General features: G+C 66.9%; 13 protein-coding genes. 5 read left to right on the forward strand and 8 right to left on the reverse strand.

All coding sequences use genetic code 11. From position 1 onward, the window contains the following. Positions 1–9: 9 nt before the first annotated feature. Both glsA and AC1MDG_RS20310 read right to left on the reverse strand, forming a co-directional pair. Positions 10–1,824 carry a glutaminase A gene (glsA, locus tag AC1MDG_RS20305; protein ID WP_479806421.1) on the reverse strand — a complete coding sequence of 605 codons (1,815 nt, stop codon included), beginning with the start codon at positions 1,822–1,824 and terminating at the stop codon, positions 10–12. 57 nt (positions 1,825–1,881) lie between these two features. Continuing rightward, the gene (locus AC1MDG_RS20310) at positions 1,882–2,361 is read right to left on the reverse strand and encodes a MarR family winged helix-turn-helix transcriptional regulator (protein ID WP_043485332.1); all 480 of its coding nucleotides are present in this window, start codon (positions 2,359–2,361) and stop codon (positions 1,882–1,884) included. A 79-nt stretch (positions 2,362–2,440) separates the two neighbouring features. On the opposite strand from AC1MDG_RS20310, the gene AC1MDG_RS20315 reads away from it, so the two are divergent. Continuing rightward, positions 2,441–3,073: an NADPH-dependent F420 reductase gene (locus tag AC1MDG_RS20315; protein ID WP_043485335.1), complete on the forward strand. Its 633-nt coding sequence runs from the start codon at positions 2,441–2,443 to the stop codon at positions 3,071–3,073. A gap of 22 nt (positions 3,074–3,095) precedes the next feature. Further along, a complete protein-coding gene (locus AC1MDG_RS20320; RefSeq protein WP_043485337.1) occupies positions 3,096–3,383 on the forward strand; it encodes a YciI family protein in 288 nt (95 codons plus the stop codon). On the opposite strand, the gene AC1MDG_RS20325 is transcribed toward AC1MDG_RS20320, so the two are convergent. The 6 genes from AC1MDG_RS20325 to AC1MDG_RS20350 all read right to left on the reverse strand — a co-directional run bounded on the left by AC1MDG_RS20325 (position 3,380) and on the right by AC1MDG_RS20350 (position 9,575). Further along, entirely contained in the window at positions 3,380–4,231 is an 852-nt protein-coding gene (locus tag AC1MDG_RS20325; RefSeq protein ID WP_479806424.1) for an SGNH/GDSL hydrolase family protein, read from the reverse strand. The two genes, AC1MDG_RS20320 and AC1MDG_RS20325, sit on opposite strands and share 4 nt — an antisense overlap. A 157-nt stretch (positions 4,232–4,388) precedes the next feature. Continuing rightward, positions 4,389–5,429 carry a siderophore-interacting protein gene (locus AC1MDG_RS20330; protein WP_479806426.1) on the reverse strand — a complete coding sequence of 347 codons (1,041 nt, stop codon included), beginning with the start codon at positions 5,427–5,429 and terminating at the stop codon, positions 4,389–4,391. Continuing rightward, positions 5,426–6,253 (reverse strand): ABC transporter ATP-binding protein, encoded by an 828-nt coding sequence (locus tag AC1MDG_RS20335; RefSeq protein ID WP_479806428.1) that lies wholly within the window; start codon positions 6,251–6,253, stop codon positions 5,426–5,428. Before AC1MDG_RS20335 ends, AC1MDG_RS20330 begins: the two co-directional genes overlap by 4 nt. Position 6,254: 1 nt before the next feature. Then, on the reverse strand, positions 6,255–7,388 hold the full coding sequence (locus tag AC1MDG_RS20340; RefSeq protein WP_479806430.1) for a FecCD family ABC transporter permease: 1,134 nt from the start codon (positions 7,386–7,388) through the stop codon (positions 6,255–6,257). Beyond that, positions 7,385–8,446: a FecCD family ABC transporter permease gene (locus tag AC1MDG_RS20345; RefSeq protein WP_479806432.1), complete on the reverse strand. Its 1,062-nt coding sequence runs from the start codon at positions 8,444–8,446 to the stop codon at positions 7,385–7,387. Before AC1MDG_RS20345 ends, AC1MDG_RS20340 begins: the two co-directional genes overlap by 4 nt. Positions 8,447–8,456: 10 nt before the next feature. Further along, entirely contained in the window at positions 8,457–9,575 is a 1,119-nt protein-coding gene (locus tag AC1MDG_RS20350; protein WP_479806434.1) for an iron-siderophore ABC transporter substrate-binding protein, read from the reverse strand. A gap of 254 nt (positions 9,576–9,829) precedes the next feature. Between AC1MDG_RS20350 and AC1MDG_RS20355 the strand changes: the two genes are divergently transcribed. From AC1MDG_RS20355 to AC1MDG_RS20365, 3 genes are all read left to right on the forward strand, one after another. Beyond that, positions 9,830–11,782 (forward strand): MFS transporter, encoded by a 1,953-nt coding sequence (locus AC1MDG_RS20355; protein ID WP_479806436.1) that lies wholly within the window; start codon positions 9,830–9,832, stop codon positions 11,780–11,782. Next, complete coding sequence (locus tag AC1MDG_RS20360) at positions 11,779–12,336, forward strand: TetR/AcrR family transcriptional regulator (RefSeq protein ID WP_479806438.1); 558 nt, start codon at positions 11,779–11,781, stop codon at positions 12,334–12,336. Before AC1MDG_RS20355 ends, AC1MDG_RS20360 begins: the two co-directional genes overlap by 4 nt. A 279-nt stretch (positions 12,337–12,615) precedes the next feature. Beyond that, entirely contained in the window at positions 12,616–13,824 is a 1,209-nt protein-coding gene (locus AC1MDG_RS20365; protein WP_479805105.1) for an IS110 family RNA-guided transposase, read from the forward strand. The last annotated feature ends 8 nt before the right edge of the window (positions 13,825–13,832 follow it).

A 13,832-nucleotide genomic window follows, 5' to 3' on the forward strand; every position in this document is an offset into this window, starting at 1 on the left:
AAGCGGCGGCTACTCGCGGATCCGGACGGCCGATTCGCGCAGGTACTGTTCCACCCGCGTGTAAGCATCCCGGGTCAGGGCTTTCCACAGGGCGATGGCAAGCCTCGGATCGGTGGACTCCAGGTCGGAGATCGCCTCGTCGCTGAGCACCATCACCTCCACGGGGCCGTCCGCCCTGACCGTCGTTTCCTGCCGGTTGCCGCTGCCCAGCGCCAGTTCGCCGAAGGTCATGCCGGCGCTGAGGGTGTTGAGCTTGACCCGGTCCGGGCCGGGCCCGGCCGACGTACTGCTGACCTTGCCGGAGGTAATGAAGTAGACCCCGCCGAACCGCAGCCCGATGCGGCGGATGACGTCGCCGTCGTCGAACTTCTTCGCTGTCATGAGGCCCTGCAGGGCCAGCGCGTCCATCTCCTCGAGGGGCGCCAGCGCAGGCGAGTCCGTGACCGGAACGTGGTCCCGGAGCAGCAGCCGGTCCCCGTACTTGGCCAGCAGCCGGTTTTCACAGAATTCGACGGCGGCACTCCGGGTCGAAAACGACGGTACCGCCCCATCCCGTTCGCCAAGGGACTCCGCCACCGCGCCGTCCGCCTCAATCAGCACCAGCTCGCGGCCTGCGTGGGACAGCCCCTCCCGGGACTTTTCCAGCAGGCGCAAGGCGACCTCGCTGACCTGGTCGGTCCGGCGCAAGTCCAGGACCACCAGCTCGACGTCGTCGTCCAGGCTGCTGAGCTCGCGCACCATGGATTCGGTCCCGGCGAAGAGGAGGTCACCGTTGAGTTCGATCACGCGCGCACGGTGCCCGTGGGCGCGGAGGATGTCCGCCGCTTCGGCGTTGCGCCGGATGCCCGAGGGCGTTTCGGTGACGTCGTACGCGGCAAGTATGGCCGAACGCCCGGTGCGCGCAGCCCGGACGAAATGCAACTCCATGTCCCGTGAGAGCCTCTGGGCCGTGGCCAAACCCCGCACGCTGCTGCCGTGTTCATCGAGCGGCGGCGAGTAGACCGCCAGCCCCACCTGGCCGGGCAGGACGGCGATAATCCCGCCGGCAACACCGCTTTTTCCGGGCATGCCCACGCTGCTGATCCAGGCGCCGGCATCGTCGTACATGCCGGACGTCATCATCACCGACAACACCCGCTCCACCGGGCCGATGTCCAGTACCTGCCGGCGGGTGAGCGGATTCTTTCCGCCGTTCGCGAGCGTGGCAGCCATGATGGCGAGGTCGAAGCTGTTCACCATGACCGAGCACTGCCGGAAATAGTCCTCCAGGACAGGCGTGGGATCATCCTCGATGATGTCGAAGGACCGGAGCAGGTGGGCCAGCGCCGTGTTGCGGTGGCCGTGCTTCAGCTCGGATTCGTAGACCTTTTCGTTGACCGAAAGCTGACGGCCGGCGAATGCCGAGTACGTGCTGAGGATCCGTTTGAACCTCGACTGGCCGCCGGACCCCCTGATCAGCGACGTAGCGGTGAGTGCACCCGCGTTAATCATGGCGTTCGCCGGGCGGCCCGTCCCCTCGGCCAGCGAAATTTCGTTGAAGGAGTCGCCGGAGGGTTCAACATCCACCTTGGCATCCACGGCCTCGCTGCCGAGATCCTCCAGGGCAAGCCCGTAGGTGAACGGCTTCGAGATGGACTGGATGGTGAATTCCGCGCGTGAGTCCCCCACCTCATAGACCTGGCCGTCCACTGTGGCCAGCACAATGCCGAAGCTGTCCGGGTCCACGTTGGCCATGGCCGGAATGGTGCTGTACGGCTTGCCGTCCTTCAGCAGGGCGATCTCGGCGTGGATCTGGCGCAGGTAGCTCTGGATGGGCGATTCCATGGAGCCAACACTACGGGCGTGGCGCACCCCTGCGCGTCGCTGGCCGGGACTCGCTGGTCAGGACTCGCGCAGGATCCAGTGATCGGCGTCCAGGCGGCCCACGATCTTCTCGCCAATGCGGGCCAGGTCAGCGACGTCGCGCTCGGACAGGGCATCAAGGAACAGCGTCCGGACCGCTTCCACGTGGCCCGGCGCCAACTCCACAATGGTGGCCATGCCGGCATCCGTCAGGTGGGCGGTGGTCACGCGCGCGTCGCGCGGATGCGGACGGCGTTCCACCCACCCCCTCTTCTGCAGCTTGGTGACCACATGCGACAAACGCGACAGCGAGGCACTGGTCCGGGCGGCGAGTTCGCTCATGGGGAGGAAACGGCCTTCCGCTTCGGAGAGCATGGCGAGTACGTTGTAGTCGAAGAGCGAAAGCTTGCCCGCCGCGTGCAGCTTCGTGTCCAGCGCCGCGGGCAGCAAGGTGTTGATGCTCAGCTGGGCAAGCCATGCACGGCGTTCATCGGTGTTGAGCCAGCGCGGTTCGGTCATGGATACATCCTAGGAGAAAAAATGATTGACAGTTCAAGCCCCGGCTGTCCTGATCAACTGTCCCGGTCAAAGGAGCGCCATGACTGACATCACGATCATCGGCACCGGCAACATGGCTGCGGGAATTGCTGCCCGCGCCGCCAGTGCCGGACGGAGCATCCAGATCCTCAGCCGGGACGCCGTGGCTGCTTCCGCGCTGGCTGCCGAAACAAACGCGACCCCCGGGACAACCGGACAGGAAATTGAGGGAAACATCGTTGTCCTTGCCACCCATTTTGAGGTGTCCAAGGAAATCGCCGCCCGGTACGGCGAGGCACTCAACGGCAAGACGATCGTGGACGTCTCCAACCCCGTCAACAACGAAACCCTCGATTCCCTCACTGTGCCCGCCGGGAGCTCCGCAGCCGAGGAGATTCAGGCGCTGGTTCCGGGCGCCAACGTGGTCAAGGGCTTCAACACGGTGTTTGCCTCCACGCTGGCGGACGGAGAGGTGGGCGGGCAGACCCTCGATGTCCTGCTGGCCGGGGATTCCGCCGACGCCAAAGCCGCCGTCGCCGGCTTCATCAATGATTCCGGCCTGCGCGCCATCGACGTGGGGCCGCTGCGCCGGGCGCGGGAACTGGAGGCCTTCCAGCTACTGGTCATTGGGCTGCAGGCGGGTGACGCCCACCCTGACTACAACTGGAATAGCGCACTCAAGCTGCTTCCGTAGCAGGAACCGGTAGGCTGACCGCATGTACGTTGTCTCCCTGACCTACAAGGTTCCCGAAGAGATCGTCGATTTCCATCTCAAAGCACACGTTGACTGGCTGCAGGACGCGTTCGACCAAGGCATTTTCATTGTGGCCGGCCGGAAGATCCCCCGCACCGGCGCGCTGCTGCTGTCCAATGCGGACCGGGCCAGCCTGGACGCGGCGCTGGTCAGGGACCCCTTTTACACCAACGGGGTGGCGGAGTTCGACGTCGAGGAATTCCATGCCGGCAGGGTGGCCCCCGGTTACGAAAACCTGCTGGACAGCTAGTTCTCCCGGGGCGGCCCGTCCGGCGCCGTCTTGAGGAGTTTTTTGAGTCCGCCCTTCCGCGGGACCCTCACCGGTTCCGGCCAGCGCGGGCTGAGCCGGTCCCCCAGGGTGACGCCGCGCAGCTTGCGGCCAAAGAGCGGCAACACCCAGTCGTGCACCCAGCGCCGCTGCCGCTGTTCCCACTCGCGCAGGCTCAATTTGTCCGGCGGCTCCCACTCCAGCGGGTTGATCTTGTGCGGAACGCCCAAATGGTCCAGTACCTGGGCGGCGAGGTATTTGTGGCCGGCCTTGGACATGTGTAACCGGTCCGAATCCCACATCCGCCGGTCATGGAACGCTTCGAAGCACCAGTAATCCACCAGGACCGCGTTGTATTTGGCTGCGATTTCGCGGACCCGGCGGTTGTAGGCGGTGTTGCGTTTCTTCAAGGGCTCCAGGACTGCGGAGACCTTGACGTCGAATCCGGTGAACAGCACCACCGTGGCACCCGTGGCGGCAAGCCGGGCCACGAGCGCCTCGTACTCGGCCATGAGCGCATCCACGTCGGTGCCGAAGTCGAGGATGTCGTTGCCGCCGGCATACAGGGTGACCAGCGTCGGCTCCATCGCGAGCGCCGTTTCCAGCTGTTCGTCGATGATGTGGCGAAGCCTCTTGCTGCGGATGGCCAGGTTTGCGTACTCCCACCCCGGTTCGGCCTTCGCCAGCTTCTCAGCCACCCGGTCCGCCCAGCCGCGGACCCCGTTGGGTAGCCGCTTGCTCCGGTCCCCCACGCCCTCGGTGAACGAATCCCCCAAGGCAACAAACCGCCGTCGCCCGTCCCGGTCCGGAAGCAAAGGAAATGAACCCATCCCGGCACCCTATCCAGACAAAGAAACGGCCGGGTTAACGGCCGACGACGGGAGGTGAGAGCGTTTGCGATTAGGCGGCAGGATCCGCGAGAGGGATCGGAAAACAGCAGCGAAAAGTGAGAGAGGGTCTGTCCTCCGGCGCTAAAGTCGAGGCCCCTTACAGCTCCGCTTTCCCCTGGCGCCAGTAGCCCATGAAGGCCACCTGTTTGCGGTCGATCCCGACGTCGCGCACCAGGTAGCGCCGCATCTCCTTGATGACCCCCGCTTCGCCGGCAATCCACGCGTAGAACGGCATGGCGCCGGCGGGCATTCCGGGGTTCTTCGCGGCCGCGATGGCCGAGGTTTCCATCCGCGCGGGCGTCTCCCAGAGGATCTCCTGGTCCACGTCCACGTCCTCCGGTTCCGGACCGGCCCCGCCGGAGGCGGCTTTGATGCCCACCCAGCCCGGTTCGGGAACGGCGGCCCGGACGGCTTGCTGCAGGAGTTCACCGTGCGGGCGTGATCGCCCGATTGAGGCGCCACGCGCCAGCCAGGTGATTTCGACGTCGGCGTCCGATGTCAGGTCCTGGAAGTCGCCGGCTTCGGGGACCTCGAGGAAGGCGTGCCCGCTCATGTAGGCCGGGAGGCTTTCCAGGATGGCGCTGATGGCGGGAACAGCGGTTTCATCGCCGGCAAGCAGCACGCGCTGGGCCAGTCCGGGACGCCATTCGATGCCGGAGTAGGTTTCGGCCGTGACGCAGTGCGCTGCGCGGTTGTTGGGGCCGATGAGGGTGAGCGCGTCCCCGGGTTTGGCGTTCAGGGCCCAGTGTGCGGCCGGCCCGCCGTGGCCGTTGGAGTCGAAGTGCATCACGAAGTCCACGTCGATCTCGGGGTAGACGGCGTCGAGCCGTTCCTGCCGGACGGTGTAGGTGCGCATGGAGCCACGGGTGGCCGGATCCATCGCCAGCCATTCCCGGTACCAGCCGGTCTGCTCCATCCGGAACACGGGCAGCGGCAGCCGGGTGCCGTCCTCGGCAAGGGACGGGATCATCAGCTTCACCCGAAGGTCCAGGGTTCCGCCGTGGACGCCGAAGTCACGCAGCGAGTACCCGCCGAAGGTGATGCGGCGGAAGTTGGGGCTGAGTTCCTGCACGGCGGTGACGGTCACGTCGAATGCGAGGGTCATGGGTTCGGTGGTGGCAATCCCGCGGGTTTTCATGAAACGAACTCCAGTTCAGTTGCAGTGGTGTGGTGCCGGCCGAGCGGAATGATCAGCGGTGTGCCGGACACGGGGTCGCGAAGCACCCGGGAGTCCAGGCCGAAGACGTCCCGGACCAGGTCTTCGGTCACCACGTCGGTGGAGGCGCCCTCCGCCACGATCCGGCCATCCTTCATGGCAATCACGTGGTCCGCGTACCGCGCCGCGAGGTTCAGGTCATGCAGGACGATGGCCACGGTGGTGCCGCGCTTGCGGTTCAGGTCCGTGATCAGGTCCAGCACTTCGACCTGGTGGGCCAGGTCCAGGTAGGTGGTGGGTTCGTCAAGGAGCAGCACCTCGGTCTCCTGGGCCAGTGCCATCGCGATCCAGACGCGCTGGCGCTGGCCGCCGGACAGTTCGTCCACGTTGCGCCCGGCGAGGTCCAGCGTTTCGGTGGCGTCGAGCGCGCGCTGCACCGCGCGATCATGGTGCGACAAGTCGCCTGTTGACCAGCTGCGGAAGAAGCCCTGGTGCGGGTACCGCCCGCGTCCCACCAGGTCGCGGACCGTGATGCCGTCCGGTGCGGTGGGGTGCTGGGGCAGGAGACCCAGGGTGCGGGCCACATCGCGGGCGGAGCGGGTGTGGATGTCCTTGCCGTCCAGCGTCACGATGCCGGCCGCGGGCTTCAGCAGCCGGGACAGTCCGCGGAGCAGGGTGGACTTGCCGCAGGCGTTGGCGCCCACGATCATGGTCACCTTGCCCTCCGGGATATCCGCGTACAGCCCGTCAACCACAGTGCGCTGGGCATATTTCAGGGTGAGGTCCGTCGCGCGCAGAACAGCCATCTCAGGCATCCTTTCGGTTGGAAGTGACCAGCAGCCACAGCAGGAACGGGGCGCCCAGCGCGCCGGTGACCACGCCGACCGGAAGGACGGTTCCGTCCAGCAGCAGGGGCGCGATGTTCGCGGCGAAGTAGTCCGCCGCCAGTACGATCAGTGCCCCGACGAAGGCCGACGCCGGGAGGCTGGCTTTTGCGGTGAAGCGGCGGGCGATGGGACCGGCCAGGAAGGCGACGAACGCCACCGGGCCGGCTGCCGCCGTCGCCACTGCCGCGAGTGCCACGGCGACCACCACTACAGCCAGCCGCGTGAAGCCGACCCTGATTCCGAGCCCGGCAGCGGCGTCGTCGCCGAGTTCGAGGATGCGCAAGGGGCCGGAGAGTGCGGCTGCGGCCGGGATGAGGACATGCAGCGCAAGGGCAAGGACTCCGGCGCGGTCCCAGCTGGCGGAATTGAGGGAGCCGTTAAGCCACACCAGGGCGTCGGCGGCGGTGCGGATGTCCGCCCGCGTCATGAGGAAGCTGACCACGGCGTGGAGCGCGGCGGCGATGCCCACGCCCGCCAGGATCAGCCGGCTGCCTGCGGCGTTGCCACGGTTTCCGCCGCCGGAACCCAGTGAGCCGCCGCGGGAAATGGCGTAGATGAGCGCGGCCACACCCAGCGCACCGGCGAGGGCAGCGCCGGAAACCACGGCGCCGGACGCGCCGAAAACAATGATGGCCGTGACGGCGGCGGCGCTGGCCCCGTAGCTGATGCCGATGACGTCCGGGCTGGCCAGCGGATTGCGGAGCATGGTCTGGAAGAGGGCGCCCGCCAGGCCGAACGCGGCGCCGATCATGGTGCCGATCACCGCCCGGGGGAGCTTGTTTTCCATCACGATGAAGCTCGCGCCGGGGATTTTCTGGCCGCCGGTGAGGTGGGCGAGCAGGATTTTGAAAAAGTCGGGGATCGTCACGGTGTAGGTGCCCAGCAGCACGCTGGCCGCGAAGAGGACTGCGACGGCGAACGCCAGCACGGCGGTGCGGTTCAGCGCGGCGGGGCGCCCTGTTTCAGCCGCGGTTTTGGGTGCGGCGCCAGGCCCGGCCCCGGGTGCGTTGTCTCCGAGTTCACGCCCAATGTGCGCGAGGTCTGCCTTGCTCACAGTCCGGCCCCCTTCCCGCGGCGGACCAGCCACACAAAGACGGGCGCGCCCACGAGGGCCGTCATGATTCCCGCCGGGACTTCGCCGGGCAGGAGGACCACGCGGCCCAGGATGTCCGCGGCCAGCAGGAGCACCGGGGCCAGGACGAGGGAAAAGGGCAGGATCCAGCGGTAGTCGGGCCCGGTGAGGAAGCGTACGGCGTGCGGAATGACGAGTCCCACAAAGCCGATGGGCCCGGCCAGGGCGGTGGCGGACCCGCACAGGAGCACGATGCCCAGGGCGGTGACGCCGCGGACCAGGCCCACCCGCTGACCGAGGCCGCGGGCGATGTCGTCCCCCAGAGCCAGGCTGTTAAGGATCCGGCCGGTAGCCAGCACAATCCCAGCGCCAAGAAGGAGGAACGGTACGCCGGGCAGCACCACGGACCAGTCGCGCCCGGCGATCCCGCCCACCTGCCAGAACCGGAACCGGTCCAGGGTGTCCTGGCTCGAGACCAGGATGACGTTCATCACCGAGTACAGCCCGGCGCTCAGGGCAGCGCCCGCGAGGGCGAGTTTCACCGGCGTCGCACCGTCCCTGCCCAGCGAGGCGACCAGATAGACGACGGCTGCAGACGCCGCAGCGCCGAGGAACGCGAACCAGATGTAGCCGGTCAGGGACGAGATCCCGAAAACGTAGATGCCGGTGACCACAGCCAGCGCGGCTCCGGCATTGACCCCCATGATGCCGGGGTCGGCCAGCGGGTTGCGGGCCACGCCCTGCATGGCGGCGCCGGCCAGGCCGAGGGCTCCTCCGGCGAGGAGGCCCAGGGCCGTGCGGGGAATACGCGCGTGGACCACGGCGTGGTCGCCGTCGGCAGGATCGAACCGGGTCAGCGCCTGCCACACGGTGTCGAGGGGAAGCCCGCGGGCGCCGACGGCAAGCGACACTGCAGAAACAAGGACAAGTACGACGACGGCGGCCAGCAGCCAGGCAGCTTGCCGACCTGCGGGGCGGCGGCGGCCGGAAGGTGAACTCAACGCATCGGCCGGACGCGCCGTCGTCGTACTGGGTGTCATGGTGAGCTGCCTACTTCACTGCGTCCGCTGCGCCGGCCAGCTGCGGCAGGAACGTGTCCAGCGACCACGGCAGGCTCAGGGGCGACGACGCCGAGATGGACAGCGTGAGCGTGTTGTCCGAGTCGGCAACCAGCGCGCCGTTCTTGATGGCCGGGATCTGGCCCAGCAGGGGGTCGGCCTTGATGGAATCGGTGGTGGCGGAGTCCGGAACCCAGGTCACGAAGATGTCCGATTCGAGCTCGTTGGCCTTTTCCGCGGACCAGGGAATGAAGAACTCCTTCGAGCCCTTCGAGTTCTCCTCCACAACGGGGGCCAGCTTCATGCCGATCTCCGAGAGGAAGCGCGGGCGGTTGTCGTTCGCGGTGTAAACCTTGACGCCGTCGCTCTTGGCGGGCTCCAGGTTGCCGTAGATAAAGCTCTTGTCAGCGAGCTGCGGGTACTTGGCGACCTTGTCCTTAATGGTGGCTTCGGTGTCCGAGACGAGCTTGGCGGCCTCGGATTCCTTGCCCAGGGCCTTGCCGATGATGGTGGTGGAATCCTGCCAGGAGGTGCCGTAGGCGATCTCGGGGTGGGCCACGACCGGGGCGATCTCGCTGAGCTTCTTAAAGTCCTCTTCCGTCAGTCCGGAGTAGGCGCCCAGGATGACGTCCGGGTTGAGCTTGGCGATCTCGGTGAAGTTGATGCCGTCCGCCTCGGAGAACTGGACCGGCGCCTTCTCGGTGCCGAAGCCGGCCCCCAGCTCTTCCAGCTTGGCGTCCTTCCACGGCGTGGAGCCCTTGTCGTTGCCGCCCCATTCGTTCTTGGGGACGCCCACTGGAACGACGCCCAGGGCGAGTGCGACGTCGTCGTTGACCCAGGAAACCGTGACAACCCGCTGGGGCTGGGACTCAATGGTGGTCTCGCCGAAGACGTGCTTGATGGTGACGGGGAACTGCGAGCCGGCGGACTGGCTGGCCGCTGCAGTGCCGGTGCCGGACGCCGCCGGACCGGTGGAGCAGGCAGTGAGCGAGAGTGCCGCAGCTGCCAGGACGGCGGTTGCCTTGCCGGCGGTTTTGAGCAGCACGCGGCGGGACGGGCCTGCAAACATGCTGCGGCCGGCGCCCGGGCCGGAGAAGAGGGGGGAAGTCACGGAACTCCTTAGGTCAATGATGCGAACCCAAGTAAGGCTAGCCTATCCTTCTGTGAATTACGGAAGGTTTGCGTAACGTAATTGTCTCGATCGCCACTAAGTTCCGGACGCATTGCCTCGGGCGCCGGTCTAAAAGTGAGGCTTCACACCCTCGAATTTCTTGATGGCGCGGGGTGAACAATGGTTCACTTGAAGACGAGTAAACGCGCGTTCACCCCTTTGTGGCCGCCTCACGCCCAGAAGGTTCCGCCCTGATGCCCCAATCCCGTAGTAGATCCATGTCCCCCGGCGCCATCACGGCAGTCCTCGCACTGAGCGGCACTGTGGTGGCGCTGATGCAGACCCTGGTGGTGCCGCTCCTTCCGGACTTTCCCGGAATCCTGGGGGTCACGGCGGACGACGCCTCCTGGCTCGTCACCGCCACGCTGCTGTCCAGCGCCGTGGCCACCCCGATCGTGTCCCGGAGCGCGGACATGTACGGGAAACGGAAAATGATGGTGATCTGCCTGGCTATCATGGTTGCCGGCTCCATCGTGGCTGCGGTGGGGGGAAGCTTCCTCTGGCTCATCGTCGGCCGGGCCCTGCAGGGGTTTTCCTCGGCGTTGATTCCCGTGGGTATCAGCATCATGCGCGATGAACTGCCGAAGGAAAAGATGGGGTCCGCCGTCGCCCTGATGAGCGCCACGCTGGGCATCGGCAGCGCGCTGGGTCTCCCGCTGGCCGGCGTCCTCTACGAAAGCCTGGGCTGGGAATCCATCTTCTGGGTTTCCGGTGGCGCCGGAACACTGCTGCTCGCCGCCGTCGTCCTGGTGGTCCCCGAATCCAAGGTGCGCACGCCGGGCCGGTTCGACTACCTCGGCGCAGTGATTCTTTCCGGGGCGCTGGCGGCGCTGCTCCTGGCCATCTCCAAGGGCGGCTCGTGGGGCTGGGGTTCCGAGCCGGTACTGCTTCTGTTCCTTGCCGCCGCCATCCTCCTGGCCGCGTGGCTGCCCTACGAGCTGAAGGTCAGCCAGCCGATGGTGGACCTCCGCACCTCAGGCCGGCGCCCCGTCCTCCTGACCAACCTGGCCTCCCTGCTGGTGGGCTTCGCCATGTTCGCCAACATGCTCCTGACTACCCAGCAGCTCCAGCTGCCCACCTCCACCGGCTACGGTTTCCAGCTCAGCGTGATCACCGCCGGCCTCTGCATGGTTCCGTCCGGTCTGGCCATGGTGGTCTTCGCCCCCGTTTCCGGCGGCATCATCCGGCGGTTCGGCGGGAAGTCGGCGCTGATCGCGGGCGCGGCAGTCATGGTGGTGGGCTATGTTGGCCGGGTTTTCTTCTGGGATTCCATTGCCTCGGTGATCATCGGCTCCACCGTGGTCAGCGTCGGGACGGCAATCGCCTACGCAGCGATGCCCACCCTGATCATGGGCGCCGTGCCCATCACCGAAACAGCCTCGGCCAACGGCCTCAACAGCCTGGTGCGGTCCATTGGAACATCGACGTCGAGTGCGGCCGTCGCCGCCGTCCTCACCTCCGTGACCATCACCGTGGGATCCGCCCGGCTGCCGTCCTTCGAAGCATTCAAGGACGTCTTTTGGATGGCAGCACTGGCGTCCGCGGCCTCCATGGTTGCTGCAGTGTTTATCCCGCGGGCAGCGGCCGCCGCCAAGGCAGGGCTCCCGGCGCCGGCCGCCACCGAGCTGGTGGTGCAGGGACGCGTCCTGACAACCGACCGCCGCCCGGTCACCCCCGCCGTCGTCACCGTCCTGCAGACCAGCGGCGAACCGGTGGACTGGAGCCGGGTGGACAGTGACGGCAACTACTCCGTGGCGCTGCCCGGAGCGGGCACCTACCTGATGGTGGCCAACGCTGCAGGCTGGGCACCAATGGCCGAGGTGTTCGACTTCGACGGCCGCACGCTTCAGCAGAACTTCCATCTGGAAGACCGCCTGGAACTGGCCGGAACCGCCACCGTGGGAGGCAAACCCCTCCCGGACGCGGTGGTGACCCTGCTGCAGGCCTCCGGCGAACACGTGGCAACAGTCCGTACCGATGTCGAGGGCCGGTATTCGCTGCCGCTGCCGCTGGCCGGACGCTACATCGTCACGCTGCTGCACCCGGCGACCCACCAGGCCATGGCCCGGAAGCTGGCCGTGGACAACCGCTCGGTGACCGCAGACCTGTCGATGGACACTCCCGCCGGGCAACTGGTGGACGCATGAGCGCGGCCGGGGTGTCCAGCCGCGACGCCGTCCTGGATTCGGCCGGGAGGCTGTTCGGTGAGCGCGGCTACCGGGGCGTGACGGTCCGCGACATCGCCTCCGACGCCGGCGTTTCCGCAGCCCTGGTGATGAAGCTTTACGGCTCCAAGGAAAAACTGTTTGCCGCTGCCAAGCCGGATGAGTCGCTGCTGTCCGAGCTCGACGTCCCGGCCGCCGAGCTGGGTGCGGCGCTGGTGTTCCGCGTGCTGATGCGCCGGGAGCGCGGACTGAAGGAGCCGTGGGCCATGCTCCCCTTCACCATCCAGGACTCCCCGACGCCCGACGCCGCCCGCGCGGAAACGCGCGAACGGTACCTCGCCGCCATGGCCGGGATTCTGAAAGATACGACGCCGGACCGGCGTTACGCCTCCACCGTCGTCGCGCTGATGACCGGTTTCGGCGAGGCGGTAAGGACGCTCGGGATGTTCGACGGCTGGGACTTCGACGACCTGGTGGCCCACTACGGGGCGATCGTCCAGGCCCAGGTCGACGCCTGCGGCGCCGCCCGCCCGTAACGCCCTCTCCCTTTTGGCCCCCTTTCCCCCAACGCTCGTTACCTTTTTCGTAGCCCAGTTCTGTTGCAGGATGTGGGTGTGCTTGCCTGACCGGCCCCGGCATGATTATCACGCTCTGTCGTTGGATGATCCTGAGAGTGTTGTCACCGGGGTCCGGGCGGGTGGCAGGGTGACCGCTAATAGGGGCAGGACAGTTTGGGAACGTCGTGCGTAACGTGGGTGCGGGGCTCTGACACCGAGGGTCAGGCTGGCACGAAAGTCAGTGTCCAGGACCGGGAGGTGCGCCAGGTGATCAGGAACCACGAAAACGTTGAAGTGTTCATCGGATTGGATGTCGGCAAGGGCGAGCATCATGCTGTTGCCTTGGACCGGACCGGGAAGAAGTTGCTGGACCGGGCCCTGCCCAACGACGAGACCCGGATCCGGGAGATCCTGGCCGAGCTTGAACACCACGGCCGAATCCTCGTGGTGGTCGACCAGCCCGCGACGATCGGCGCGCTCCCGGTTGCCGTGGCCCAGGCCGCAGGGACGCTGATCGGCTACCTTCCCGGTTTGGCGATGCGCCGGATCGCGGACCTGCACCCCGGGGAAGCAAAAACGGACGCCCGGGATGCGTTTATCATCGCCGACGCCGCCCGCACCATGCCCCATACTCTGCGCTCGGTCCAGCTCGCAGACGAGCAGACCGCCGAGCTGACCATGCTCTGCGGTTTCGATGATGACCTGGCCAAACAGGCCACCGCCACCTCGAACCGGATCCGTGGCCTGCTGACGCAGATCCACCCGGCACTCGAACGCGTCCTGGGACCCCGGCTGGACCACCCCGCGGTCCTGGATCTGCTACGGACCTGGCCCACACCCGAAGCGCTTCGCCACGCAGGACGGCGCCGGATCGGGAACCGGCTGACCAAGCTCGCGCCCCGGATGGGCGAACGCCTCGCCGATGACATCATCGAGGCCCTGGGCCAACAGAGCGTGACCGTTATCGGCACGAACGCCGCAACCATCGTCCTGCCTGAACTGGCCGGCATGCTCGCCAGGATCCACGAAGGCCGCGCCACCGTCTACACCCAGGTCGAAGACCTCGTGGAGGCCCACCCTCTTCACCAGGTCCTGATGTCTTTGCCGGCCGTCGGCATCAGGACCGCAGCACGGATCCTCACCGAAGTCGCCGGCAAAGACTTCCCCACCGCCGGGCACCTGGCCTCCTACGCCGGCCTGACTCCGGTGACATGGCGCTCCGGGTCCTCCATCCGAGGCGACCGCGCCTCCCGAAGAGGCAACAAAGTCCTCAAACGCACCCTCTACCTCTCCGCATTCGCAGCCCTCAAAGACCCGCTCTCCCGCGCCTACTACGACCGCAAACGAGCCGAAGGCAAACGCCACAACCAAGCCCTCATCGCCCTTGCCCGACGCCGCTGCGACACCCTCTACGCCATGCTCCGCGACGGCTCCCTCTACCAGGCAAAATCACCCGCAGCAGCTTGACAAAAAAC

Source organism: Arthrobacter sp. AIWTK1, from assembly GCF_056680535.1.